The sequence below is a fragment of the Streptomyces sp. F001 genome (genome assembly GCF_004187715.1).
GTDB classification, from domain to species: domain Bacteria; phylum Actinomycetota; class Actinomycetes; order Streptomycetales; family Streptomycetaceae; genus Streptomyces; species Streptomyces flavusporus.
The window spans coordinates 259,697-283,392 of record NZ_QZWF01000006.1 but is presented as its reverse complement, the minus strand read 5'-3'; the positions used below and the strand labels follow the sequence as shown (position 1 = coordinate 283,392).

Here is a 23,696-nt window from a genome sequence, read left to right as displayed (position 1 = left end):
GATTGCACGGTTACCGCCTCCGTTCACAGACGATGCACATGCCTGTCTGAGCCGTGATGACGAGGGTGAGGTGTGCAGTGTCTCGTGCTTGCCTGAGGCACTCGTGTCGGTCGAGGTGAGCGTACTGCTGGGTGGACGCCATGTCCCTGATGAAGACTTCCCAGTGGTCTTGAGCGCGATGCCAGTCGTTGCGGTGAGCGATACGTACCCACGCATCGACGAAGTTTTGCTGAGCGTAGGAGCCATGGAAATACGTGCGCAGGTCCGGGATGAGCCCGGGGGGCTTCAGCCGTTGCCCCCAGGTGCGTTGACGGAACAGCTTCTCCGTGGAGATTGCTTTTACGCTACTGATGCGCTGGGCGATGATGTGACCGGCTACGCCACCGATGATCGCAGGAACGAGCAGCCAACCCACGATGGACGGTAGCCACAGCGCGAAGCGGTCCGGGGCGTCAATCAGCGTGAAGGCTCTGTAGACGTGACTGGGTGAGGTGGTGCGCGCGGCATAGATGTACACGGCGATCGCGCCGGCAGCGAGTGGCACGCCCCAGTCGATGACCCACTGGGTAACTCCCTTGAGTGCCTTCCTCGAGCGCCATGATCGGCGGAGTCGTGCACGGAGCGTGTTCTTGGCAGGCGCCAGCTTCAAGTCTGGCGGAATCGGGATGGGTCCCCCAGGCAACAGCTTCCCCCTGTTCATGACGCGCTGCGCGCAGGTGACTTGCGCAGCACAGGCCCCCGTCACGTTGCTGAGCTTGGATTCTGCAACACCTGTCAGACTCACGCCAATTGACCGCAGGACGGTGTCATCGGCCCGTCCCTGACCGTTCCCGTGCTGTCCGGTGCCTGGCATGGACGAGGGGCCGACCACGAGCCGGCCTTGCGCGTCGCGCCGTCTTCGCGTGTCGGGGGTTCGCCCGTCAGTTCTCCTTGCTCTCAGCGCTCAGTCGGCCCAGCAGTGCCGGTAGGGCCGTACCGATGGGCTGTCGAACGACTTCGTCGGCGCGGTCGTCGTACGGGGTCGGCTCGGCGTTGACGATGATCAGCCGGGCCCCGTGGTCGGCGGCGACCCCCGCGAGACCGGCGGCGGGCTGTACCTGGAGACTGGTCCCAACGGCGATGAACACCTGGCACGCCTTGGTGATCGCGACGGCCTCGCCCAGCACCACCGGGTCGAGCCGCTCGCCGAACATCACCGTCGCCGACTTCAGGATCCCGCCGCACTCCAGGCACGGCGGGTCGTCCTCACCGGCCTCGACCCGGGCGAGGGCGTCTTCCATGGGGCCTCGAGCATGGCACTTCGTGCAGACGACACTACGGGCGGTGCCGTGCAGCTCCAGCACCTTGCGGGAGGGCATCCCGGCGCGCTGGTGCAGCCCGTCCACGTTCTGCGTGATCACCCGCACCGGCACCCCGGACCGCTCCAGCTCCGCCACCGCGGTGCGCGGCGTTCGGCTCGGCCCGCAGCAGCTGCGGGAGGAGCAGATCTGTAGGTGAACGCTGCGATGGCGGCAGCTGGCTAACCGACCATCACCCATCGCACCGCCGCAACCACTCCCAACAACAGAGCTGGGGCCACCCACCACCAGGCCATGACCCGTCGCACCGACGGAAGCAGCCACAATGCTCCCGCCGCACCGGCGGCCCCGATGGTGAGAACGCACGACAGAACGATGCCGGCGTACGCGTCGTCGTCCCAGGAGCCGGACGGACGGATGGTCAGTGCCGTCCAGCAGAAGTACCCAGCGATGAGGGTCAGCAGAGCGAGTGGTACGACGAGGACCAGGCGGAGGCAGCCACGGTCGTCGTCCACGTGGGAAGGGCTGGTCATCAGCGCAGTGCGTTCCTTGCGTCGTCCAGGTTGTTCGTAAAGCCACGCCCGTACGCTTGGGCGTCGTCGGTCTGCCAGTACGGACCGCCGTTGTATCGCGCGGCGAGCTCCGGATACTGGGCCGGTGTCATCTCCTCCGCCGGCACGTCGGCGAATTCACTCTCCGCCTTGAGCTGGGCCAGGTACTCGGAGGCGATGAAGATGTTCTGCGCGGGGTCCTGCAGAGCTTCCCCCACTGTGCCGCGTTGCTGATCGGTGAGATGGTCGGGGTCATAGCCGAGGACTTCCGCGCCGCGTCGAACAGCCGCCGCCCCTACGCGGAAACACCCGGACGAGCGGAGGAAGCAGTGCGTCGGGGGCCCGTGTCTGGATTGGCATCCTTCACCATCTCTGACTGGCGTGGTCAGTCGGTCTCGCCGTCTAGTTGGCGTAGCCGTTCGGGTAGGGCGGTGCCGATGGGTTCCCGGATGACTTCGTCGGCGCGGTCGTCGTACGGTGTTGCTTCGCCGTTGATGATGATCAGCCGTGCCCCGTTGTCGGCGGCGACCCCGGCGAGTCCAGCGGCGGGCTGGACCTGGAGGCTGCTGCCGACGGCGATGAATACCTCGCATGCCTTGGTGATGGCGAGCGCCTCGCTGAGCACCACTGGGTCGAGGCGTTCGCCGAACATGACGGTCGCCGACTTGAGGATGCCGCCGCACTCCAGGCAGGGCGGGTCCGCCTCGCCGGCCTCGACCCGGGCGAGGGCGTCCTCCATCGGGCCGCGGGTGTGGCACTTCGTGCACACGAAGCTGCGGGCGGTGCCATGCAGCTCCAATACCTTGCGGGCGGGCATGCCGGCGAGCTGGTGCAGTCCGTCGACGTTCTGGGTGATGACCCTTACCGGCACGCCGGACTCTTCTAGCTCGGCGACGGCCCGGTGCGCGGCGTTCGGCTCGGCCCGCAGTGTCCGGTTCTTGCGCCGCATCTGCCACGAGCGGCGGCGGATTTCCGGATCGCCCATGTAGTACTCGTACGTCACAAGCTTCTCGGCCTCGGGATCCTGCCGCCACAGCCCGTTCGGCCCGCGATAATCAGGGATTCCGGAATCGGTGGAGATACCTGCGCCACTGAGGATGGCGACGAGTGGCCTGTTCATGGGCCGAGAGTAGGGCGCCTGCCCGCTCGGGGCGAACCGATATCCGGCGCACCGGGGCAGATGTGCAGCAGCGTGAACAGGTTGTATCGGCCTGGGGGAGTGGTCGAGCGCGCGGTTCCGTCACCGCCCCTCCTGGGTGGTGCCTCAGGTTACGGCGGCCAGGACGGGGAGGTAGCCGAGGGACTGGCCGGATGCCGTGGGGTGGTAGGACTCGGTGGGTGCCAGCAAGTGGATGCTGCGCAGCCACGGGTTGGGCGAGCAGATTTCGTGGCCGGTGAAGGCAGTACGGACGTCGGCGAACGTGAACCCGTGATCGGCGGCGCGTTTGGCGATCACGCGGTTGAGATGGTCCACGGCGTCGTTGAGGGCGGAGCGCACCGTGTCCGGGAAGCCTGCCCGGCAGGTGCCGTGGAGTTGATACAGGTGCGGATAGCCGAGGACCACGACGTGGGCGGCGGGTGCCCTCCTGGTGATGGCTGAGTACAGGCGGTCGAGGTTGCCCGGGAGGGGGCCTTCCATGGTGGCGCGTGCGTCGGCAAGGGCGGACAGGCAGGTGGTGGTGCCGCGCAGTACGCACGTCGTCATGACGGGTCCGAAGCCCGCGTCGCTGCCGCCGACGGTGATGCTGACCAGGTCGGTACGCGGTGTGAGCGGACCGAGCTGGAGTGCCATGACGTCGCTGGTCCGGGCGCCGTTGCACGCGGTGAAGCTGAAGGACGAGGGGGCGTGGGCTGCAGTCCACAGGGCGGCATAGGACCTGCTGCTGCGTTGGCAGCCGGCGCTGGAGGAGAGGTAGTCGCCGGCTCCGACGCCGGCGGAGTACGAGTCCCCCAGGGCCACATAGTCCGTGGCTGCCGTGTGCGGCGCCGCTCGGGCCGCCGTGGGCCCGGCCGCGGGCCCGGCTGTGGGTCCGGCGACGGTGCAGGCAGCGGCGAAGAGGAGGGCGGAGGTACATGCCGCGATTCGGGACTGTCTCATGGAATTCCTTTATCGCGGCGCGCGACCGACCCTGCCTGCCGTGGTCGTTCCGGCTGCTCGGCCGTGTTGACAAGGGTCTGTGATCGTGCTGCTTGTGAAGCGCCGCAGTATCAGGGATCCGTCTGCCGGAGCCGGCGGCGTAGCGATGTGGCGCCGTACGGGTGGACGTCACCCGGTGGGCTGTCAGCCGTTCGGATGTGTCTGTGTCACGGCTGCTCCCGGGCGTGCTGTTCCGAGACGGGGCCGGGGCGGCGAACGAATAATCGAGTCCCGGCGGGGCGCTGGTGTTATGGTCCGCGCATGGCCAAGGTCAATGTCACGCTTGACGCCGAACTCGTCGTGGAAGCCATGGTGCTTGCCGGTGTCGGCAATCCCCAGGATGCCGTCGAGCTCGTGCTGCGGGACTACGTCGAGCGTGGGCACCGTACGGAGGCCCGGGTCGCTGAGCGTGACGAGGCGTTGCGTGAGGTGGATGCCAAGCCTCGGGACGTGGAGGGCTGAACCTGCCCCGGCCCCCCGGGTCAGAGCACTCGGTGGCCGTTCTCCAGCTCGGCCGTCCCCGAACCGTCCGAGAGGACGTCGAGGGCGGTCAGCACGCGGCGGCCCAGGGCGCCGGGCAGGAAGTCGGTGAGGTCCTCGCGCGGTACGAGTCGCCAGGACAGCAGTTCCTCCTCCTGCAACCGGATCGCCTTGAGGTCCTCCTCGCCGAGCACCCCGCCGTCGTACAGATACGCCACCAGCGGCGGCCGGGCCGTCCCGTGCACCCAGTCCACGGCGAGCAGCCGCCCGAGCTCCCGGTCCAGGCCGATCTCCTCGGCGGTCTCCCGGCGCGCGCCCTGGCGCGGGGTCTCGCCGTCGTCGGACTCGATCGTGCCGCCCGGAAGTGCCCAGCCGTCACGGTAGTTGGGCTCGACGAGCAGTACCCGGCCCTCGGTGTCACGGAAGAGCGCAGCGGCACCGGCGAGGACGCGGGGCAGGCCCGCGATGTACGTGGCGAAGTCAGCAGTGGTCATCCAGGAAGGGTAACCAGGGCGGGCTCAGGGCCTGTCCTGCTGGACGGCGTGGTCGGCCTCGGTCCGGGCCAGTCGCAGGGTCCGCTCCGCCAGCTCGCTGATCCGTACCCCGTCGAAGCCGAACACCGCGCTGCGCACCGTGTCCTCCAGCGGGTCCTTCCACTGGGCCGGGATCGCCTCCGCACCGGTCAGGACACCGGCCACCGAACCGGCGGTGGCGCCGTTGGAGTCGGTGTCCAGGCCGCCGCGGACGGTGAGTGTGATGGTGCGGGTGAAGTCGCCGTCGCCGTACAGCAGCCCCGCGGTGAGCACCGCCGCGTTCGGGACGGCGTGGATCCAGCCGAGCCCGGCGGTCTCCTCGGCCAGCGTCGTCAGCGTGTCCTCCCAGGGCAGCCGGGTCTCGTGGAGCGAGGCGACGCGGCGCACCGTGCGGGCCAGCCGACTGCTCGCGGGGATGATCGCGAGCGCCTCGTCCACGGCGTGCCGGACGCTGGGCGCCGTGAACGCGGCCGAGATCAGCGCCGCCGCCCACATCGCCCCGTACACCCCGTTGCCGGTGTGCGACAGCACCGCGTCCCGGCGGGCCAGCGAGGCGGCGCGGGACGGGGCGCCCGGGCAGGTCCAGCCGTAGATGTCGGCGCGGATGAGGGCGCCGATCCACTCCTGGTACGGGTTGTCGTACGTCGCCGTGAGCGGCGGCTTGAGTCCGTTGGCGAGGTTGCGGTAGGCCGCCCGCTCCGCGGTGAACGTCTGCAGGTACGGCAGCCGCAGCAGCCACAGGTCGCCGACCTGCTCGGTGCTGAAGTCGAAGCCGTGGGTTTCCAGCAGGTCCAGGCCGAGGACGGCATAGTCGACGTCGTCGTCGCGGCAGCTGCCGTGGATGCGGCCGCGGACGCACTGGCGCCACTCCGGGCGCAGCTGGGGGCTGTCGCCGTCGGCGGGCGGCTCGGGGAGGTAGTCGGTGAGGGGCAGGGCGGAGGCCTGGCGCAGGTAGCGGTCGATGCGGTCGCGCGTCCACAGATCGCCCTGCTCGACCGGTTTGCCCAGCATGTTTCCGGCGATCCGGCCCAGCCAGCCCCCGAGGATGCGGTCGGCGAGCTCTGGCTCGGTGCCCACAGGGGTCATAGGAAGGGTTTACCCGATTCCGCGGCCGTCACAGGCGGTTCTCAGGGGCTTTCCAGGGTGTTCCACGGGCCGGTCGGGGCATGACGGCAGGGCTGTGCTGCGGTTAGGGTCGCAGCGGCGCGACTGGCCCTGACGTGCGGGGGCCCCGGAGAGCAAGGGGAAGACAAGGTGGCTGACGCTGTGGACGGCGCCCGTCGGGTGCTCATCGCCGCGGACAAGTTCAAGGGGTCGCTGACGGCCGTGGAGGTCGCCGAGCGGGTGACGGCCGGACTGCGCCGCGTTGTACCGGACGTCGACGTGGAGGCGCTCCCGGTGGCCGACGGCGGCGACGGAACCGTGGCCGCGGCGGTCGCGGCCGGGTTCGAGCGGCGTGCGGTACGGGTGGCGGGGCCGCTCGGCGACGAGGTGACCGCCGCCTTTGCGCTGCGCGGCGACACTGCCGTCGTGGAGATGGCCGAGGCGAGCGGGCTGCAGCGGCTGCCGGCCGGGGTCTTCGCGCCGCTCACGGCGTCCACCTACGGGTCGGGGGAGTTGCTGCGGGCCGCGCTCGACGCGGGGGCGCGGACGATCGTGTTCGGGGTCGGGGGAGTGCGACGACCGACGGCGGTGCGGGGATGCTGGCCGCGCTGGGGGCGGTTCCTGACGGCGGAGGGGAGCCGGTGACGCCGGGCGGCGGAGGGCTGGCCGACCTCGCGTCCGCGGATCTGTCCGGCCTTGACCCGCGGCTGGCGGACATCGAGTTCGTCCTCGCCAGCGACGTGGACAACCCGCTGACCGGGCCGAAGGGCGCGCCGGCCGTGTACGGGCCGCAGAAGGGCGCCTCGCCGGACGACGTGGCGACGCTGGACGCGGCGCTCGCGCACTTCGCGAAGGTGCTGGAGGAGGCCATCGGGCCGAAGGCCGGGGAGTACGCCGCGTCGCCGGGGGCCGGCGCGGCGGGCGGTATCGGGTACGGCGCCCTGATCATCGGAGCCCGCTTTCGCGCCGGCATCGAGGTGATGCTCGATGTCCTGGGCTTCGCCCCCGCGCTGTCCCGGGCCGATCTGGTGATCACCGGTGAGGGCTCGCTGGACGAGCAGACCCTGCACGGCAAGGCTCCGGCGGGGGTCGCGGCTGCTGCGCGGGCCGCGGGCAAGGAGGTCGTCGCGGTGTGCGGGCGTCTTGCGCTGCCGCCTCAGGCGTTGGGCCGGGCCGGGATCCGGCGGGCGTACCCGCTGACGGAGGTCGAGCCGGACGTGGCGAAGTGCATCGCGGAGGCGGGGCCGATCCTGGAGCGGGTGGCGGAGCAGATCGCGCGGGACTACTTGGGCTGAGGCGGGCCTTTTCTCGCCCCCGCCGCCGTTACCCGTTCCCATCCCCAGGGGCTGCGCCCCTTGGAACCCGCCGGGGGCTGCGCCCCTTGGACCCTCGGCTGGGGGTTGCGCCCTCCGGACCCCGCCAGGCTGCGCCCCTTGGCCCCCCGGCCGGGGGCTGTGCCCTGGACCAGCCTCTCGCCCGACCGAGTCGGGTGGCGGGTGGGCGAAGGCCGGGGGTCCGGGCGGAGCCCCCAGCAGCGCCCGCACCGACGCCGGGCCCCAAGAAAGCGAAGGGCCCCGAACCCAACCCGGTCCGGGGCCCAAGCCAAGCGCCAGCGCTACGGCAGCTGCGCCGCCCGCGCCTCACGTCGGTTGTCGCGGAAGTTGTTCACCCGGCGGGCCGTGGCGAACAGCGGGATCACCGCGCCCATGACCAGCTGCAGCGCGCAGCCCGTCTGGAGGAGGAGCTGGCCGCTGGGGGCGCCGAAGGCCCAGGCGACCAGCAGGCCCATGCTCATCACGATCCAGCCGAGCATCGCACCGGCGAGGCGGCCCCGCGGCTTCGGGTACTCGACCCGGCTCACCATCAGCCACGCGGTGCCCAGGATCGCCAGCAGGGTCGCCACGAAGGGCAGCTCCAGCAGCACGATCGCGACGACCGTCAGCGCACCGAACGGGCTGGGCATGCCCTGGAACATGCCGTTCGTCGGCGTCACACAGGAGAATCTCGCGAGCCTCAGCACCACGGCCAGAAGCACGACGATCGCCCCGACCGCGGCCACCCGCTGGTGCGCGTCGTCCGCGACCATGCCGTAGACGAGGACGAAGTACGCCGGAGCCAGGCCGAAGCTGATCAGGTCCGAGAGGTTGTCCAGCTCCGCGCCCATGGGGGAGGAGCGCAGTTTGCGTGCCACCAGGCCGTCGAACAGGTCGAAGACCGCCGCGCAGAGCATGAGGATGACCGCCGTGGCCGCGCTGTGGCGGGCCATGCCGGTCTCCTGGCTGCCGGTGAGGTGCGGGATCAGGATGCCGGTGGTGGTGAAGTACACCGCCATGAAGCCGCACGTGGCGTTGCCGAGCGTGAGGGTGTCGGCTATCGAGAGGCGCAGAGAGAGGGGCATCTCCTCCTCTTCGTCGTCCTCCGCCGCCTCCGGGACCCAGCCCGACTGCGTATCAGGGTCAATCACGGTCAATTCGAGTCACCCCAGCCACGGTCTTCTGGCCGACCTCGACCGCGACCTCGACGCCCTCGGGCAGGTACAGGTCGACGCGCGAGCCGAAACGGATCAGACCGATCCGCTCGCCCTGCTCGACCTTGGTGCCCTGCGGGACGTAGGGGACGATACGGCGGGCGACCGCGCCGGCGATCTGGATCATCTCGATGTCACCGAGCTCGGTGTCGAAGTGCCAGACGACCCGCTCGTTGTTCTCGCTCTCCTTGTTGAAAGCAGGAACGAATCCGCCCGGGATGTGCTCGACCGACGTCACGGTGCCGGCCAGCGGAGCGCGGTTGACGTGCACGTTGAGCGGGCTCATGAAGATCGCGACGCGGGTACGTCCGTCCTTCCACGGCATGATGCTCTGCACCACGCCGTCGGCGGGCGAGATCACCCGGCCCTGGGTGATCTCGCGCTCGGGGTCGCGGAAGAACCACAGCATCCCCGCCGCGAGCGCGGTGGCGGGGACGGCGACGGCCTTGGCGGCACCGGAGCGGCGTGCGCGGGCCAGGCTGAGGGCTGCGGTGGCGACGGTCGGGAGGAGCCACGGCGATGCTCCGCGCGCGAGGCGTGTGCCGACCAGGCTGTCGCGTGGTGCAGAGGTTTGGCTGTGGGGCATGGATGACCTTCGTAGCGGATGATGCCGCGCTCTGAACGGGGGACGGCGGCTTTCTCGCGATCGTAGCGGCTAAGGGCCGTAACTGGGTAAGCCAGGCAGCCGAGTCGGTGGCCGGGGAGTGCCTACGGGGTGTGATCTTCTTCTCGAAGAAAACACCCCGTTTCCGGACGTTCAGCCCTGGAATCGATACTCTTCGAGCAGCCTGCGGCCGATGATCATTTTCTGGATCTCGGCGGTACCTTCACCGATCAGCAGCATCGGGGCCTCGCGGTAGAGGCGCTCGATCTCGTACTCCTTCGAGAAGCCGTAGCCGCCGTGGATCCGGAAGGCATCCTCCACGACTTCCTTGCAGTACTCGGAGGCGAGGTACTTCGCCATTCCGGCCTCGAGGTCGTTTCGCTCTCCGGAGTCCTTTTTGCGTGCAGCGTTCACCATCATGGCATGGGCCGCCTCGACCTTGGTGGCCATCTCGGCGAGCTTGAACTGGATCGCCTGATGCTGGGCGATCGGCTTGCCGAAAGTGTGACGCTGCTGGGCGTACTGGACACCGAGCTCGAATGCACGCTGAGCGACGCCACAGCCACGCGCCGCCACATTGACGCGGCCGACCTCCACGCCGTCCATCATTTGGTAAAAACCTCGGCCGGTGACGCCGCCGAGCACCCGATCGGCCGGAATGCGCAGGCCGTCCATGATCAGCTCGGTGGTGTCGACGCCCTTGTACCCCATCTTGTCGATCTTGCCCGGGATGGTGAGGCCGGGGCGGACCTCACCGAAGCCGGGCTCCTTCTCCACCAGGAAGGTCGTCATCGACTTGTGGGGTGCGGTGCCCTCGGGGTGTCCTTCGTCACTCCGGACGAGGACGGCGACGAGGGAGGACGTGCCGCCGTTCGTCAGCCACATCTTCTGACCGTTCAGGACGTACTCGTTGCCGTCCTTGACCGCCTTCGACGTGATTGCCGACACATCGGAGCCCAGGCCCGGCTCCGACATCGAGAAGGCGCCACGGATGTCACCGGCCGCCATCCTCGGCAGGAAGTGGTCCTTCTGCTCCTGCGTGCCGTGCTGTTTGAGCATGTACGCCACGATGAAGTGGGTGTTGATGATGCCGGAGACCGACATCCAGCCGCGGGCGATCTCCTCGACGCAGAGGGCGTACGTCAGGAGCGACTCGCCCAGACCCCCGTACTCCTCGGGGATCATCAGGCCGAACAGGCCCAACTCCTTGAGGCCGTCGACGATCTGCTGCGGATACTCGTCGCGGTGCTCCAGCTCGGTCGCGACCGGGATGATCTCCTTGTCCACGAAGTCGCGGACGGTGGAGAGGATCTCCTGCTGGATGTCGGTCAGACCGGCGGTCTGGGCGAGTCGCGCCATGGCTACTTCTCCTGCTGCTTCAGCTCCGGGCGGCCGGGCTGCTCGCCGCCGCGCTCCTTGATGTACGTCTCGGTCGGCACCATCACCTTGCGGCGGAACACACAGACCAGCGTTCCGTCCTGCTTGTAGCCCTTGGTCTCGACATGGACGATGCCGCGGTCGTTCTTCGACTTCGACGGCCACTTGTCGAGCACGGTCGTCTGGCCGTAGATCGTGTCGCCGTGGAAGGTCGGCGCCACGTGCTTCAGCGACTCGATCTCCAGGTTGGCGATCGCCTTGCCGGAGATGTCCGGGACGGACATGCCGAGCAGCAGCGAGTAGATGTAGTTCCCGACGACGACGTTCTTGCCGAAGTCCGTCGTCTTCTCCGCATAGTTGGTGTCCATGTGGAGCGGGTGGTGGTTCATGGTGAGGAGACAGAACAGGTGGTCGTCGTACTCGGTGACCGTCTTGCCCGGCCAGTGCTTGTACGTCGCCCCGACCTCGAACTCCTCGTAGGTGCGCCCGAACTGCATGGCCTTACGCCTCCGGAATCTCGAACGTGCTGGTGCGCTGCATGCCGGCGGCGCGTCCCTTGCCCGCGATGACCAGCGCCATCTTGCGGCTGGCCTCGTCGATCATCTCGTCGCCGAGCATCGCGGAGCCCTTCTTGCCGCCCGCCTCGGACGTGTAGTAGTCGTACGCGTCCAGGATCAGCTCGGCGTGGTCGTAGTCCTCCTGGGAGGGCGAGAAGATCTCGTTGGACGCCTCGACCTGGCCCGGGTGCAGCACCCACTTGCCGTCGAAACCGAGCGCGGCGGCGCGCTGCGCGACCTCGCGGTAGCCGTCGACGTTGCGGATCTGCAGGTAGGGGCCGTCGATCGCCTGGAGGTTGTTGGCGCGGGCGGCCATCAGGATCTTCATCAGGATGTAGTGGTAGGCGTCCGCCGGGTAGCCGGGCGGCTGCTCGCCCACGACCAGCGACTTCATGTTGATCGACGCCATGAAGTCGGCCGGGCCGAAGATGATCGTCTCGATGCGCGGGGAAGCCTGCGCGATCTCGTTGACGTTGTTCAGACCCTGGGCGTTCTCGATCTGCGCCTCGATGCCGATACGGCCGACCTCGAAGCCCATGGTCTTCTCGATCTGGGTCAGGAGGAGGTCCAGGGCCACGATCTGCTGGGCGTCCTGGACCTTCGGCAGCATGATGCAGTCGAGGTTCGGACCCGCGCCCTCCACGACGGTGACGACATCGCGGTACGTCCACTCCGTCGTCCAGTCGTTGACACGCACGACCCTCGTCTTGCCCGTCCAGTCGCCCTCGTTGAGGAACTTGACGATGGTGTGCCGCGCCTCGGGCTTGGCGAGCGGCGCGCACGCGTCCTCCAGGTCGAGGAAGACCTGGTCGGCCGGGAGGCCCTGCGCCTTCTCCAGGAAGCGCGGGTTCGAGCCCGGTACAGCCAGGCAGGAACGCCGCGGACGAAGACGGTTGACGGTCATGCGGGGACCTCCAGGGGGTCGAGCTTGTTCGCTGTGCGGATCTCGTCGACGATGCGGCCGATGATTCCGGTGATGTCGAAGTCCTTCGGGGTGAAGACGGCGGCCACTCCGGCGGCCCTGAGCTGCTCGGCGTCACCATTGGGGATGATGCCACCGGCGATCACGGGTATATCTGTGGCACCGGCCACACGGAGCCGCTCCAGCACGTCCGGCACCAGCTGCGCGTGCGAGCCGGAGAGGATCGACAGGCCCACCGCGTGCACATCCTCCGCGAGAGCTGCGTCCACGATCTGCTCGGGCGTCAGCCGGATGCCCTGGTAGACCACCTCGAAGCCGGCGTCACGCGCCCGCACGGCGATCTGCTCGGCGCCGTTGGAGTGCCCGTCCAGGCCGGGCTTGCCGACCAGGAAGCGCAGCTTGCCGACGCCGAGGTCACGGGCGGTCTCCTCGACGCGGCGGCGGACGAGCGCCATCGCGGTGCCCTCCTCGGCGGTCACCGCGACGGGTGCCGACGAGACACCGGTCGGCGCGCGGAACTCGCCGAACACCTCGCGCAGGGCCCCGGCCCACTCGCCGGTCGTCACCCCGGCGCGGGCGCACTCCAGGGTGGCCTCCATGAGGTTGGCGGTGCCCTTGGCGGCCTCCTTCAGACGCTCCAGCGCCTTGCAGGGGCGCGGGTGGTTGAAGGGCGGCTGGTAGCGGGTGTCGCGCCAGCGCTGGAGGGACTCGATGACACGGGCCTCGACGGCCGGGTCGACCGTCTGGATGGCGGTGTCCAGGTCGGCGGTCAGGGGATTGGGCTCGGTCGTCTCGAAGATGTTGACGCCGACGATCTTCTCCTGACCGGACTCGATACGGGCCCGCCGCTCGGCGTGCGAGGCGACGAGCTGCGACTTGAGGTAGCCGGACTCGACGGCGGCCATCGCGCCGCCCATCTCCTGGATACGGTCGATCTCCGCGAGGGACTCCTCGACGAGCGCCTCGACCTTCGCCTCGATCACCTTCGAGCCCTCGAAGATGTCGTCGTACTCCAGCAGGTCGCTCTCGTGGGCGAGGACCTGCTGGATGCGCAGCGACCACTGCTGGTCCCAGGGGCGCGGCAGACCCAGGGCCTCGTTCCAGGCCGGGAGCTGGACGGCACGCGCGCGTGCGTCCTTCGAGAGGGTCACGGCCAGCATCTCGAGGACGATCCGCTGGACGTTGTTCTCCGGCTGCGCCTCGGTCAGACCGAGGGAGTTGACCTGGACGCCGTAGCGGAAGCGGCGCTGCTTGGGGTTCTCGATGCCGTACCGCTCGCGCGTGACCTTGTCCCAGATCCGCCCGAACGCCCGCATCTTGCACATCTCCTCGATGAAGCGGACGCCCGCGTTCACAAAGAAGGAGATACGGGCCACGACGTCCCCGAACTTCTCCTCGGGAACCTGCCCCGAGTCGCGTACGGCATCGAGAACCGCGATCGCGGTGGACATCGCGTAGGCGATCTCCTGGACCGGTGTGGCGCCCGCCTCCTGCAGGTGGTAGCTGCAGATGTTGATCGGGTTCCACTTCGGGATGTGGGAGACCGTGTACGCGATCATGTCCGTCGTCAGCCGGAGTGAGGGCCCCGGCGGGAAGACGTGCGTCCCCCGCGACAGGTACTCCTTGACGATGTCGTTCTGGGTCGTGCCCTGGAGCTTGGTGATGTCCGCGCCCTGCTCCTCCGCGACGACCTGGTAGAGCGCCAGCAGCCACATGGCCGTGGCGTTGATGGTCATCGAGGTGTTCATCTGCTCCAGGGGGATGTCCTGGAACAGCCGGCGCATGTCACCGAGGTGCGCGATCGGCACGCCGACCCGGCCCACCTCGCCGCGGGCGAGGATGTGGTCGGAGTCGTAGCCGGTCTGCGTCGGCAGGTCGAACGCCACCGACAGACCCGTCTGCCCCTTGGCGAGATTGCGCCGGTACAGCTCGTTGGACGCCTCGGCCGTGGAGTGACCGGCGTACGTGCGCATGAGCCACGGCCGGTCCTTCTGACGCTCACTCATCTATGACCTCAGATGTTCCGGAAGCGGTTGATGGCGTCGACGTGCTTGGCGCGCATCTCCTCGTCGTGCACGCCGAGACCCTCCTCGGGCGCCAGGCAGAGCACGCCGACCTTGCCCTGGTGGAGGTTGCGGTGCACGTCGTACGCGGCCTGGTCGGTCTCCTCCAGGGAGTAGACCTTCGACAGCGTCGGGTGGATCTTGCCCTTGGCGATCAGCCGGTTGGCCTCCCACGCCTCGCGGTAGTTGGCGAAGTGCGAGCCGATGATGCGCTTCAGGGACATCCACAGGTAGCGGTTGTCGTACTCGTGGTTGTAGCCGGAGGTGGAGGCGCAGGTGACGATCGTGCCGCCCTTGCGCGTCACGTACACCGACGCACCGAAGGTCTCGCGGCCGGGGTGCTCGAAGACGATGTCGACGTCCTCGCCGCCGGTCAGCTCGCGGATGCGCTTGCCGAAGCGCTTCCACTCCTTCGGGTCCTGGGTGTGCTCGTCCTTCCAGAACTTGTAGTCCTCGGCGGTGCGGTCGATGATCGCCTCGGCACCCATGGCGCGGCAGATCTCCGCCTTCTGCGGCGAGGAGACGACACAGATCGGGTTGGCGCCGCCCGCGAGGGCGAACTGCGTGGCGTACGAGCCGAGGCCACCGCTCGCGCCCCAGATGAGGACGTTGTCGCCCTGCTTCATGCCGGCGCCGTTGCGGGAGACCAGCTGCCGGTACGCCGTGGAGTTCACCAGCCCGGGGGCCGCAGCCTCCTCCCAGCTCAGGTGCTGGGGCTTGGGCATCAGCTGGTTGGACTTGACCAGCGCGATCTCGGCGAGGCCGCCGAAGTTGGTCTCGAAGCCCCAGATGCGCTGCTCGGGGTCGAGCATGGTGTCGTTGTGGCCGTCGCTGGACTCCAGCTCGACCGACAGACAGTGCGCGACGACCTCGTCGCCCGGCTGCCAGGCGTTGACGCCGGGGCCGGTGCGCAGGACGACGCCCGCGAGGTCGGAGCCGATGATGTGGTACGGCAGGTCGTGGCGCTTGGTGAGCTCGCTGAGCCGGCCGTAGCGCTCCAGGAAGCCGAAGGTGGACAGTGGCTCGAAGATCGAGGTCCACACCGAGTTGTAGTTCACCGAGGAGGCCATGACGGCCACCAGGGCCTCGCCCGGGCCCAGCTCGGGCACCGGCACCTCGTCCAGGTGGATCGACTTGCGGGGGTCCTTGTCGCGGGTCGCGAGGCCCGCGAACATCTCCGTCTCGTCCTTGTGCACGGTGATCGCGCGGTACGACTCGGGGAGGGGGAGAGCGACGAAGTCGGCCGGCGTCGAGTCCGGCGACTGGATCGCGTCCAGGATGTTCTTCACGGTCACGGTGTTGCCTCCGGCGATACGCGCCCCGAGGGAAGGGCGCTGAGGGTTACGTCGGTGCTGCTGAGGGTTGGGGGTTGCCGTCGGTTCGGCGGGTGGTGCTGTTCGGCAGCGCTTTGTGGCGCGGGAGGTTGCCTGTGACGCAGGCGTCCGGGCGCGCAGGCCGTGGGCTTGCGGGGACAGCCGGCGTACGAAAGGTCGCTGCACGCCGGCCGCCCGGACAACATCAACGTATGGCACCCCGTGTCACCTGGCAAGGCACTGGGTGCCAGAAGTTCCGCTCAGGCGAAATCTTTACGTAACAAATGAGCGATGATCGATCGTATGCGGGCTGGGAAACGGGCGAAAGAGGGCTCTGACATGCCAAAACGGCCACCCCGATGGGGTGGCCGTTGTCACTGTGCTGTGGGCGCTCAGCGGTCCCGGAGGGCCTCCTCGATGGTCCGCATGACCTCGTCCAGCGGCGCGTCGGTACGGGCCACCGTCACCAGCACCTCGCCCTGCGTCGAGACCGAGGCGGGGGCCGGCTTCGGCGCCGCGGAGCGTCCGATTCCGATGCCTGCCCCGAACGTCTTCCGCACGATCGCGAAGGCATGGTCGAGCTGTGCCTCCACGTCCCCCTGGCCGCCGGCCCGCAGCCAGCGCCGCAGCACGTGGTTGTGGGCGGTGACCACGGCGGAGGCGGCGACCTCGGCCAGCAGGGGGTCGTCGTTGGCGTCGTCGTCGTGCGCGTGCTCGTCGAAGTGGCCGAGCAGATAGCGGGTGAAGAGGCGCTCGTAGCGGGCCACCGACGCGATCTCCGCCTCGCGCAGGGTGGGCACCTCGCGCGTGAGCTTGTAGCGGGCGACCGAGATCTCCGGCCGGCCCGCGTACATCTTCATGACTTCCTTGATCCCGCGGCACACCGTGTCGAGCGGGTGCTCGTGCGCGGGTGCCGCGTTGAGCACCGCCTCGGCCCGGATCAGGGTGTCGTCGTGGTCGGGGAAGATCGCCTCTTCCTTCGAGCGGAAGTGGCGGAAGAAGGTGCGGCGGGCGACCCCGGCCGCGGCCGCGATCTCGTCGACGGTGGTCGCCTCGTACCCCTTGGTCGCGAACAGCTCCATCGCCGCGGCCGCCAGCTCCCGGCGCATTTTCAGCCGTTGGGCGGCGGCGCGACTGCCTGCGGCACTCTCGGGTGCGTCGGGCGCGGCTGGTGTACGTGAGGACTTGGCGGGCTGGGACATGCCCCGAACGTACTGCATGTGCGCAGCTCGATGCGCAGGTCCGGGGTTTCCCCCGCCCTGGAAGGGCGGGGGAGAACCGGCCGGGTCGAGCAGTCCGCCCCACTCCGCGCCCGCGCGGAACCAGTCGCCGGGACGCTCAGCGGCGGGCATATTCGCGGAAGCCGCGGCCCGTCTTGCGGCCGAGGCAGCCCGCGGCCACCAGGTGCTCCAGGAGCGGCGCCGGGGCGAGGCCCGGGTCGCGGAACTCGCGGTGCAGGACCTTCTCGATGGCCAGCGAGACATCCAGGCCGACGACGTCCAGCAGCTCGAAGGGGCCCATCGGGTAGCCGCCGCCCAGCTTCATCGCCGCGTCGATGTCGTCGAGCGACGCATAGTGGTCCTGCACCATCTTGATCGCGTTGTTCAGGTACGGGAAGAGCAGCGCGTTGACGATGAATCCGGCCCGGTCACCACAGTCGACGGCGTGCTTCCTGATCGTGCCGCAGACCTCGTGAACCGTCGCGTGGACGTCGTCCGCCGTCAGCACCGTACGCACGACCTCGACCAGCTTCATCGCCGGCGCCGGGTTGAAGAAGTGCATGCCGATCACGTCCTGCGGACGCGAGGTGGCGCGGGCGCAGGCGACGACCGGCAGCGACGAGGTGGTGGTCGCCAGGACCGCGCCCGGCTTGCAGACCTTGTCCAGCGTCGCGAACAGCTGCCGCTTGACCTCCAGGTCCTCGGCGACGGCCTCGACCGCCAGGTCGACCTCGGCGAAGGCGTCGTACGAGCCCGCCGGCGTGATCCGGTCCAGCGTCTGCGCCGCCGCCTGGGCCGTCAGCCTGCCCTTGTCGACCGAGCGCGAGAGCGACTTGCCGATCCGGGCCTTGGCGGCCTCGGCCTTCTCCGCGCTGCGGGCGGCGAGGACCACGTCGTAGCCCGCCTTGGCGAAGACCTCGGCGATGCCGGACGCCATGGTGCCGGAGCCCGCGACGCCGACCGAGCGGACCGTACGGCCCGGCGTCCGGGAGTCGCCGGACCGCGGCGTCAGCGCGTCGGGCACGACGGTGGCACTGCCCGGAGCGTCGTAGGTGTAGAAGCCGCGGCCCGACTTACGGCCCGTCAGGCCCGCCTCGCTGAGCTGCTTCAGGATCGGCGCGGGGGCGTGCAGCCGGTCGCGGGACTGCGCGTACATGGCGTCCAGAACGGTGCGCGCGGTGTCGATGCCGATCAGGTCGAGCAGAGCCAGCGGGCCCATGGGCAGCCCGCAGCCGAGTCGCATCGCCGCGTCGATGTCCTCCCGGGAGGCGTACTTCGCCTCGTACATCGCGGCTGCCTGGTTGAGGTAGCCGAACAGCAGCCCGTCGGCGACGAATCCGGGCCGGTCACCGACCGCGACGGGCTCCTTGCCGAGGTCGAGGGCGAGGCTGGTGACGGCGCTGACGGCGGCGGGCGCGGTCAGCACCGAGGAGACGACCTCGACCAGCTTCATCGCCGGCGCCGGGTTGAAGAAGTGCAGCCCGAGCACCCGCTCGGGACGCGCCGAGTCGGCGGCCAGGCGCGTGACGGACAGGGCGTTGGTGCCGGTCGCGAGGATCGTCTCCGGGCGGACGATCCCGTCCAGCTCGCGGAAGATCTGCTGCTTGATCTCGTACGACTCCGGCGCCACCTCGATGACCAGGTCGGCGTCGGCCGCCGCGCCCAGATCGGTGGCGGTACGGACCCGGGCGAGGGCGTCCGCGCGCTCCTGCTCGGTCAGCCGGCCCCGCTCCACGGCGCGGGCCGTGGAGGCCTCCAGGGCGGCGACGCACCGGGCGGCCTGAGCTTCGCTGACGTCGATACCGACGACCTCGCGACCGGCCTTGGCCAGGACCTCGGCGATACCGGTGCCCATGGTGCCGAGGCCGACGACGGCAACGGTCTTGAGCGGGGACAGAGGGGTGTCGGACAGGGGAGTGGCCATCGCGGGACTCCTGGAAATGAGGGTGACGTCTGGGAACGCGGCCGGGTGCGCCGAGGGGCGCACCCGGTGCGTGAGGAGTGCGGGTGGTACCGGGCTGCAAGCGCACACGCCCGGTGGCGTCGCTGCGGACGTGCACACGTCCGAGGGACGGTGATGCCGACCGGCCCTGTCCCGTGGCCGAGTCGTACTCAGGTACGTGAAGTACCGAACCGACTGCTCTCCCGACGGCTGCGTCACCAAACCGTCGCGAGGAGGGGCGGGTGGGTAACCCGCTCGTCTGAGCTTAACCCGCGGGTAACGAGCGCGCCAGTCCTCTGTCGTTGTGATGTGGGTCCCTCGAACCGAGATCGTTTGTACCCTCGGCGTCATGGACGAAGAGTTGCGATCGCTCACGGAGCGCTTACGGCAGGAGTCGGGTGCCACCGCGGCGTACGAGCATCTGGTGGCGACCGAGGACCACGAGGAGCTGGCGAGTGTGCTCACCGCGGCGGGGCAGCCGCTGTGGGCCAGGGAGCTGGCCGCGTTCCGGCTGGGGCTGGCGGGCGACCGGCGGGCCTTCGAGTCCCTCGTCCTGCTCCTCAACCACCGCGACCCACCGCGTTGCGCCTCCGCCGCCCATGCTCTCGCCCGCCTCGGCGATCCGCGCACCGCCCGCGCCGCCGCCGCGCTCGCCACCAACGAACTGCGCGTCGCCTACGCCCTGCACCCGGTCCGACTCCTCGTCGAACTGCGCGCCCCGGAGTCGGTGCCCACCCTGATCACCACGCTGGAGCGACGGCTGCGCCCCCACGACCCGTACCGCCGCGTGGCCCTCGCCTGCGTGGAGGGGCTGGGGGTGCTCGGCGACGTCCGCGCCCGGCCCGTACTGAACGAAGCCCTCGCGCACCCGGCGCTCGCCGAGGCCGCCGTGGCCGCGCTGGCCCGCATGCCCCGGCAACGGCAGGGGTGATGCCCGCCGGGTCACTCGACGCGGGTCAGCTCCCGCACGTACCGCACCTCCGGCACCGCAGCCCCGGCCACCTCGAACGGCTCCTCGGCCCCGTCCGTACGGAATCCCGCCCGCTCGTAGAAGCGCCGCGCGAGGGCGTTCTCCTTGAGCACCCAGAGGAGCATGCGGGCGTGTCCGGCGGCCGTGCACTGCCGTACCGACTCGGCCAGCAGGGCCTGTCCGAGGCCGGCGCCGTACCGCTCGGGATGCACGTATATCGCGTACAACTCGGCGTCGGCCGTGCGGACTTCGCCGTCGCGGTACGGGCCGTGGCAGGCCCAGCCGAGCACCTCGCCGTTCAGTTCGGCGACCAGGTTCACCACGCTGCCGTCGCCCTGGGCGAGGCGGGTGCGGTGGCGCTCGGCGTCCTCCGCCACGTCGAGCGCGTCGAGATACTCCTGCGGTATGAGGCCCCGGTACGCGCTCTGCCAGCCGCCGATGCGGATCTCGGCCACGCGGTCGCAGTCGGCGGCGGTCAGTTCCCGGATCCGCAGGCCGCTCACGCGCCCATCACCGCGAACGCCTCGATCTCCCACGGCAATCCTGGTCGGCTCACTCATGCGTCCATGGTGGACCATGGGTCTGACAACGCCCCCGACGGGCCGGATCGCTCAGCCCCGGAAGCCCAGCAACCTGTGCAGCGTCGCACCCCGGCTCGCGCCGGACGCCCTGGTGGTCAGCGGCTTCGGGTCGGGCAGTGCCTTGCACACCGCGTCGACCCCGCCGCTCCCGCGCGGCACCGTGCCGTCGGTCAGATAGGCCGCCAGGTGCTTGTCCAGGCAGGTGTTCCCGCTCAGCGTGATGCCGTGGTTCCCGCCGCCCGCCTCGACGACCAGGCTGGAGCGGTGCAGCAGCCGGTGGACCGTCGCGGCACCCTGGTACGGGGTGGCCGCGTCGTGCGTCGCCTGGAACAGCAGGACCGGCGGCAGTTGGCGGTTGGCGATGGTCACCGGTTTGAGCGCGTCCGTCGGCCAGAACGCGCACGGTGCGTTGTACCAGGCGTTGTTCCAGGTCATGAACGGTGCCTTCGCGTGGACCGCCCAGTTGTCCTTGCTCCACTGGCGCCAGTCACGCGGCCATGCGGCGTCCCGGCACTGCACCGCGGTGTAGATGCTGTAGCCGTTCTCGTCGGAGGCATCCACGGCCCCGAAGTCCTCGTACGCCTCGACCAGCGGGTCCGGATCCTTGTCGTTGACGTACGCCGCGAACGCCTCGGCGAGGTGGGGCCAGTAGCCGTTGTAGTAGCCGCCGGGCAGGAAGGTGTCCTCCAGTTCGGCGGCGCCGACCGTGCCACGCGCGGGTTTCCCGGCCAGCGCCGCCCGCATCGCGTACCACCTGGCCTCGACCCGGGCCGGGTCGGTGCCCAGCCGGTAGGCGGCGTTGTGCTTGGCCACCCACTTCATGAAGGCCCGGTGGCGGTCGTCGAAGGCGTGGTCCTGCGCCAGGTTGCTGTCGTACCAGACGCCGGTGGGATCGACGACGGAGTCCAGAACCGCACGACGGACCCGCTCCGGGTGCCGCCTGGCGTAGACCGCGCCCAGGTACGTGCCGTACGAGTAGCCGAAGTAGTTGATCCGCTCCGCACCCAGAGCGCGCCGGATCCACTCCATGTCCTCGGCGGCGCTGACCGTGTCGAGGTACGGCAGCACGCGCGCGTACTTCTTTCCGCAGGCGGCGGCGAAGGACTTCGCGCGCGCGAGGTTGGCCGTCTCGGCGGCGGGCGTGGCGGGCCTCGGGTCGGGGCGCGCCGGGTCGAAGTGGCCGGGCCCGCAGTTCAGCGCCGGTTTGCTCGCGCCCACCCCGCGCGGGTCGAAGCCGATGACGTCGTACTGCGCCGCAACCGACTTCGGCAGGGCGGACGCGACGAATCCGGCGAGGGTCAGACCGCTGCCGCCGGGACCGCCGGGGTTGACCAAGAGCGGGCCCTGGTACCTCTTCGCGGTGTGCGGGACGCGGGACAGCGCCAGCGTGATCTTCTGCCCGTGCGGGTTCGCGTGGTCGAGCGGCACCTTCAGCGACGCGCACTGCAGCGTCGGGTAATCGGTGGTGCCGCACTTCTTCCACGCCGGTTTCGTGGTGGCGGCGGGTTCAGCGGCGCGCGGGGCGTTCGCCTCGGCGGGGACTGCCGTGAAGGTGCCGGCCACGACGAGCGCGGCGCCGCACAGCACGGCTGCGCGTTTGTTCATGGGGTCCTCCCAGGACGGAGGGTTGCGGGGCCGCGCATCCCACGGCCCTCGCCGCATCGTCCCGAACAGGACGCCTGGAAGAACATATTCTGATCGCACTTGACCCGATTGGGTCGATGGTTGCGCTCGAACGCTCTCAGATCAGCGAGAGTTGGGTCGGCCCGCGCAGGTCCGAAGGCGCCGGCTCGGGTTCCCGGATCCGGCGCGGCATACCCGCGCGGGTCGGCCCGATGCCGTACTCCCGGGCCAGCTCGTGGACCTGACGGGTGATCCGGCGCTGGTACCACTTCGGGGCGTAGGCGCCGTCCGCGTACAGCCGCTCGTACCGCCGCACCAGGTGCGGGTGGTGGCGCTCGAGCCACGCCGTGAACCACTCGCGCGCGCCGGGCCGCAGATGCAGCACGAGCGGCGTGACCGACGTGGCCCCGGCGGCGGCGATCGCCCGCACGGTGGCCCGCAGCTGGGCGGGCTGATCGCTCAGGAACGGGATCACCGGCGCCATCAGCACACCGCAGCCGATCCCGTGCTCGCCCAGGGTCCGTACGACGTCCAGGCGGCGTTCCGGCGCCGGGGTGCCCGGCTCGACGGTGCGCCACAGCTCGGTGTCGGTGAAACCGACCGAGACGGAGATGCCGACGTCCGTCACCCGGGCGGCCTGCGTCAGCAGGTCCAGGTCGCGCAGGATCAGGGTGCCCTTCGTCAGGATCGAGAAGGGGTTCGCGTGGTCGCGCAGGGCGGCGAGGATGCCCGGCATCAGGCGGTAGCGGCCCTCGGCGCGCTGGTAGCAGTCGACGTTGGTGCCCATCGCGATGTGCTCGCCCTGCCAGCGGCGTGAGCCGAGCTGGCGGCGCAGCAGCTCGGGTGCGTTCACCTTCACCACGATCTGCGAGTCGAAGCCGAGCCCCGTGTCCAGGTCCAGGTAGCTGTGCGTCTTCCTCGCGAAGCAGTACACGCACGCGTGCGTGCAGCCCCGATACGGGTTCACGGTCCACTCGAAGGGCATGCGGGAGGCCCCGGGCACCCGGTTGAGGATCGAGCGGGCCCGCACCTCGTGGAAGGTGATCCCGCGGAACTCGGGCGTGTCGAAGGTCCTGGTCACCACCGCGTCCGCGCCGAACAGCGCGGCGTCGGCCCGGCTGTGCTCGCCGGACTCCACGGTGAGGTTCTCCCAGCGCATGACGCCTCCTCGGTGTCGCTCGGCCACAGAATAGAACATCTGTTCCCATGATCGTGCGAGTGTCACTCCCGATCGCATGACGGAGCCCGTTCGATCACTTCCGAACCCCCGATTTGGCGGCCCGGGACGGGGGTGATTGGCTTGCCTCAACCCCGAGAACTCAGGTGCTGGAGGAACGCAATGGCGCAGGTCGAGGCCACTACGGAGCGGGTCGTCGCGGCGGATCCGGAGACGGTGTTCGACACCCTCGCCGACTACGCCGGCACGCGCGCGAAGCTGCTGCCCGAGCACTTCAGCGAATACGAGGTGCGCGAGGGCGGCGACGGTGAGGGCACCGTCGTCCACTGGCGCCTCCAGGCCACCAGCAAGCGCGTCCGCGACTGCCTGCTGGAGGTCAGCGAGCCGACCGACGGCGAGCTCGTCGAGAAGGACCGCAACTCCTCCATGGTCACCGTCTGGCGGGTCACCCCGGCCGGTCAGGGCAGGTCCCGGGTGGTCGTGACCACCACCTGGACGGGCGCCGGCGGCATCGGTGGCTTTTTCGAGAAGACCTTCGCACCCAAGGGCCTCGCCCGGATCTACGACGCGGTGCTCGCCAAGCTGGCCGCAGAGGTCGAGAAGTGATCAAGGGGCAATCCCCCAGGGGCCGTTGAGGTCTCACCGGTTCGGGTGGATCTCCTGGCCGGCCGGCATGATTCCGTAACTCGTCGCGCTTGCTCGTAGTTGTCGCTTTAC

The 23,696-nt window shown here is 69.7% G+C and carries 22 protein-coding genes and 2 pseudogenes; 4 read left to right on the top strand and 20 right to left on the bottom strand.

Annotation, left to right across the window (positions count from 1 at the left end; all coding sequences use genetic code 11):
• Positions 1 to 10: 10 nt before the first annotated feature.
• The 6 genes and pseudogenes from StrepF001_RS24180 to StrepF001_RS24155 all read right to left on the bottom strand — a co-directional run bounded on the left by StrepF001_RS24180 (position 11) and on the right by StrepF001_RS24155 (position 3,947).
• Positions 11 to 649 carry a DUF6313 family protein gene (locus StrepF001_RS24180; RefSeq protein ID WP_263579568.1) on the bottom strand — a complete coding sequence of 213 codons (639 nt, stop codon included), beginning with the start codon at positions 647 to 649 and terminating at the stop codon, positions 11 to 13.
• Between the two features lie 271 nt (positions 650 to 920).
• Positions 921 to 1,439, bottom strand: a pseudogene (locus tag StrepF001_RS24175) (Sir2 family NAD-dependent protein deacetylase); the annotation flags it as partial.
• A gap of 80 nt (positions 1,440 to 1,519) precedes the next feature.
• Positions 1,520 to 1,831 carry a hypothetical protein gene (locus tag StrepF001_RS24170; protein WP_129800312.1) on the bottom strand — a complete coding sequence of 104 codons (312 nt, stop codon included), beginning with the start codon at positions 1,829 to 1,831 and terminating at the stop codon, positions 1,520 to 1,522.
• Positions 1,831 to 2,067 (bottom strand): hypothetical protein, encoded by a 237-nt coding sequence (locus StrepF001_RS24165; protein ID WP_240797652.1) that lies wholly within the window; start codon positions 2,065 to 2,067, stop codon positions 1,831 to 1,833. The genes StrepF001_RS24170 and StrepF001_RS24165 overlap by 1 nt, the downstream gene beginning before the upstream one ends.
• Before the next feature lie 167 nt (positions 2,068 to 2,234).
• Entirely contained in the window at positions 2,235 to 2,969 is a 735-nt protein-coding gene (locus StrepF001_RS24160) for a Sir2 family NAD-dependent protein deacetylase (protein ID WP_129800311.1), read from the bottom strand.
• A 144-nt stretch (positions 2,970 to 3,113) separates the two neighbouring features.
• On the bottom strand, positions 3,114 to 3,947 hold the full coding sequence (locus tag StrepF001_RS24155) for an SGNH/GDSL hydrolase family protein (RefSeq protein ID WP_129800310.1): 834 nt from the start codon (positions 3,945 to 3,947) through the stop codon (positions 3,114 to 3,116).
• A 300-nt stretch (positions 3,948 to 4,247) separates the two neighbouring features.
• Between StrepF001_RS24155 and StrepF001_RS24150 the strand changes: the two genes are divergently transcribed.
• Positions 4,248 to 4,448: a type II toxin-antitoxin system VapB family antitoxin gene (locus StrepF001_RS24150; protein WP_129800309.1), complete on the top strand. Its 201-nt coding sequence runs from the start codon at positions 4,248 to 4,250 to the stop codon at positions 4,446 to 4,448.
• A 20-nt stretch (positions 4,449 to 4,468) separates the two neighbouring features.
• Here the strand turns inward: StrepF001_RS24150 and StrepF001_RS24145 are convergent, their stop codons facing one another.
• Together StrepF001_RS24145 and StrepF001_RS24140 are read right to left on the bottom strand one after the other, a co-directional pair.
• Positions 4,469 to 4,960: an NUDIX hydrolase gene (locus StrepF001_RS24145; protein ID WP_129800308.1), complete on the bottom strand. Its 492-nt coding sequence runs from the start codon at positions 4,958 to 4,960 to the stop codon at positions 4,469 to 4,471.
• Between the two features lie 24 nt (positions 4,961 to 4,984).
• On the bottom strand, positions 4,985 to 6,085 hold the full coding sequence (locus tag StrepF001_RS24140) for an ADP-ribosylglycohydrolase family protein (RefSeq protein WP_129800307.1): 1,101 nt from the start codon (positions 6,083 to 6,085) through the stop codon (positions 4,985 to 4,987).
• A 198-nt stretch (positions 6,086 to 6,283) separates the two neighbouring features.
• Here StrepF001_RS24140 and StrepF001_RS24135 point away from each other — a divergent pair.
• A pseudogene (locus StrepF001_RS24135) lies at positions 6,284 to 7,398 on the top strand (glycerate kinase).
• Between the two features lie 320 nt (positions 7,399 to 7,718).
• Here StrepF001_RS24135 and pssA read toward each other — a convergent pair.
• The 9 genes from pssA to StrepF001_RS24090 all read right to left on the bottom strand — a co-directional run bounded on the left by pssA (position 7,719) and on the right by StrepF001_RS24090 (position 18,610).
• Entirely contained in the window at positions 7,719 to 8,573 is an 855-nt protein-coding gene (pssA, locus tag StrepF001_RS24130; RefSeq protein ID WP_129800306.1) for a CDP-diacylglycerol--serine O-phosphatidyltransferase, read from the bottom strand.
• Complete coding sequence (locus StrepF001_RS24125; RefSeq protein WP_129800305.1) at positions 8,560 to 9,216, bottom strand: phosphatidylserine decarboxylase; 657 nt, start codon at positions 9,214 to 9,216, stop codon at positions 8,560 to 8,562. Before StrepF001_RS24125 ends, pssA begins: the two co-directional genes overlap by 14 nt.
• A gap of 171 nt (positions 9,217 to 9,387) precedes the next feature.
• Positions 9,388 to 10,593: an acyl-CoA dehydrogenase family protein gene (locus StrepF001_RS24120; protein WP_129800304.1), complete on the bottom strand. Its 1,206-nt coding sequence runs from the start codon at positions 10,591 to 10,593 to the stop codon at positions 9,388 to 9,390.
• A gap of 2 nt (positions 10,594 to 10,595) precedes the next feature.
• A complete protein-coding gene (locus tag StrepF001_RS24115; protein ID WP_129800303.1) occupies positions 10,596 to 11,108 on the bottom strand; it encodes a MaoC family dehydratase in 513 nt (170 codons plus the stop codon).
• Positions 11,109 to 11,112: 4 nt separating this feature from the next.
• Positions 11,113 to 12,072 (bottom strand): CoA ester lyase, encoded by a 960-nt coding sequence (locus StrepF001_RS24110; RefSeq protein ID WP_129800302.1) that lies wholly within the window; start codon positions 12,070 to 12,072, stop codon positions 11,113 to 11,115.
• Positions 12,069 to 14,096, bottom strand: a complete 2,028-nt coding sequence (locus StrepF001_RS24105) for a protein meaA (RefSeq protein WP_129800301.1) — start codon at positions 14,094 to 14,096, stop codon at positions 12,069 to 12,071. The genes StrepF001_RS24110 and StrepF001_RS24105 overlap by 4 nt, the downstream gene beginning before the upstream one ends.
• An 8-nt stretch (positions 14,097 to 14,104) precedes the next feature.
• On the bottom strand, positions 14,105 to 15,442 hold the full coding sequence (gene ccrA, locus StrepF001_RS24100; protein ID WP_206306936.1) for a crotonyl-CoA carboxylase/reductase: 1,338 nt from the start codon (positions 15,440 to 15,442) through the stop codon (positions 14,105 to 14,107).
• Between the two features lie 416 nt (positions 15,443 to 15,858).
• Positions 15,859 to 16,668: a TetR family transcriptional regulator gene (locus StrepF001_RS24095; RefSeq protein ID WP_206306932.1), complete on the bottom strand. Its 810-nt coding sequence runs from the start codon at positions 16,666 to 16,668 to the stop codon at positions 15,859 to 15,861.
• Positions 16,669 to 16,804: 136 nt separating this feature from the next.
• Positions 16,805 to 18,610: a 3-hydroxybutyryl-CoA dehydrogenase gene (locus StrepF001_RS24090; RefSeq protein ID WP_129800298.1), complete on the bottom strand. Its 1,806-nt coding sequence runs from the start codon at positions 18,608 to 18,610 to the stop codon at positions 16,805 to 16,807.
• Positions 18,611 to 18,977: 367 nt separating this feature from the next.
• Here StrepF001_RS24090 and StrepF001_RS24085 point away from each other — a divergent pair, with 367 nt between their 5' ends.
• The gene (locus StrepF001_RS24085) at positions 18,978 to 19,559 is read left to right on the top strand and encodes an adenylosuccinate lyase (RefSeq protein ID WP_129800297.1); all 582 of its coding nucleotides are present in this window, start codon (positions 18,978 to 18,980) and stop codon (positions 19,557 to 19,559) included.
• Positions 19,560 to 19,570: 11 nt separating this feature from the next.
• Here StrepF001_RS24085 and StrepF001_RS24080 read toward each other — a convergent pair whose 3' ends face one another.
• The 3 genes from StrepF001_RS24080 to StrepF001_RS24070 all read right to left on the bottom strand — a co-directional run bounded on the left by StrepF001_RS24080 (position 19,571) and on the right by StrepF001_RS24070 (position 22,961).
• Positions 19,571 to 20,158, bottom strand: a complete 588-nt coding sequence (locus StrepF001_RS24080; protein ID WP_129800296.1) for a GNAT family N-acetyltransferase — start codon at positions 20,156 to 20,158, stop codon at positions 19,571 to 19,573.
• Positions 20,159 to 20,209: 51 nt separating this feature from the next.
• Entirely contained in the window at positions 20,210 to 21,784 is a 1,575-nt protein-coding gene (locus StrepF001_RS24075) for an alpha/beta hydrolase (RefSeq protein ID WP_129800295.1), read from the bottom strand.
• Positions 21,785 to 21,920: 136 nt separating this feature from the next.
• On the bottom strand, positions 21,921 to 22,961 hold the full coding sequence (locus StrepF001_RS24070; protein ID WP_129800294.1) for an Rv2578c family radical SAM protein: 1,041 nt from the start codon (positions 22,959 to 22,961) through the stop codon (positions 21,921 to 21,923).
• Between the two features lie 180 nt (positions 22,962 to 23,141).
• Between StrepF001_RS24070 and StrepF001_RS24065 the strand changes: the two genes are divergently transcribed.
• Positions 23,142 to 23,585 carry an SRPBCC family protein gene (locus tag StrepF001_RS24065; RefSeq protein WP_129800293.1) on the top strand — a complete coding sequence of 148 codons (444 nt, stop codon included), beginning with the start codon at positions 23,142 to 23,144 and terminating at the stop codon, positions 23,583 to 23,585.
• The last annotated feature ends 111 nt before the right edge of the window (positions 23,586 to 23,696 follow it).

Coding starts and splice junctions, on each gene's coding strand:
- StrepF001_RS24150 (WP_129800309.1), top strand. CDS start 4,248: ATGGCCAAGGTCAATGTCACGCTTGACGCCGAACTCGTCGTGGAAGCC.
- StrepF001_RS24075 (WP_129800295.1), bottom strand. CDS start 21,784: ATGAACAAACGCGCAGCCGTGCTGTGCGGCGCCGCGCTCGTCGTGGCC.
- StrepF001_RS24145 (WP_129800308.1), bottom strand. CDS start 4,960: ATGACCACTGCTGACTTCGCCACGTACATCGCGGGCCTGCCCCGCGTC.
- StrepF001_RS24065 (WP_129800293.1), top strand. CDS start 23,142: ATGGCGCAGGTCGAGGCCACTACGGAGCGGGTCGTCGCGGCGGATCCG.
- StrepF001_RS24170 (WP_129800312.1), bottom strand. CDS start 1,831: ATGACCAGCCCTTCCCACGTGGACGACGACCGTGGCTGCCTCCGCCTG.
- StrepF001_RS24070 (WP_129800294.1), bottom strand. CDS start 22,961: ATGCGCTGGGAGAACCTCACCGTGGAGTCCGGCGAGCACAGCCGGGCC.
- StrepF001_RS24095 (WP_206306932.1), bottom strand. CDS start 16,668: ATGTCCCAGCCCGCCAAGTCCTCACGTACACCAGCCGCGCCCGACGCA.
- StrepF001_RS24105 (WP_129800301.1), bottom strand. CDS start 14,096: ATGAGTGAGCGTCAGAAGGACCGGCCGTGGCTCATGCGCACGTACGCC.
- StrepF001_RS24155 (WP_129800310.1), bottom strand. CDS start 3,947: ATGAGACAGTCCCGAATCGCGGCATGTACCTCCGCCCTCCTCTTCGCC.
- StrepF001_RS24115 (WP_129800303.1), bottom strand. CDS start 11,108: ATGCAGTTCGGGCGCACCTACGAGGAGTTCGAGGTCGGGGCGACGTAC.
- StrepF001_RS24090 (WP_129800298.1), bottom strand. CDS start 18,610: ATGGCCACTCCCCTGTCCGACACCCCTCTGTCCCCGCTCAAGACCGTT.
- StrepF001_RS24085 (WP_129800297.1), top strand. CDS start 18,978: ATGGACGAAGAGTTGCGATCGCTCACGGAGCGCTTACGGCAGGAGTCG.
- StrepF001_RS24160 (WP_129800311.1), bottom strand. CDS start 2,969: ATGAACAGGCCACTCGTCGCCATCCTCAGTGGCGCAGGTATCTCCACC.
- StrepF001_RS24140 (WP_129800307.1), bottom strand. CDS start 6,085: ATGACCCCTGTGGGCACCGAGCCAGAGCTCGCCGACCGCATCCTCGGG.
- StrepF001_RS24080 (WP_129800296.1), bottom strand. CDS start 20,158: ATGAGTGAGCCGACCAGGATTGCCGTGGGAGATCGAGGCGTTCGCGGT.
- StrepF001_RS24125 (WP_129800305.1), bottom strand. CDS start 9,216: ATGCCCCACAGCCAAACCTCTGCACCACGCGACAGCCTGGTCGGCACA.
- StrepF001_RS24110 (WP_129800302.1), bottom strand. CDS start 12,072: ATGACCGTCAACCGTCTTCGTCCGCGGCGTTCCTGCCTGGCTGTACCG.
- StrepF001_RS24120 (WP_129800304.1), bottom strand. CDS start 10,593: ATGGCGCGACTCGCCCAGACCGCCGGTCTGACCGACATCCAGCAGGAG.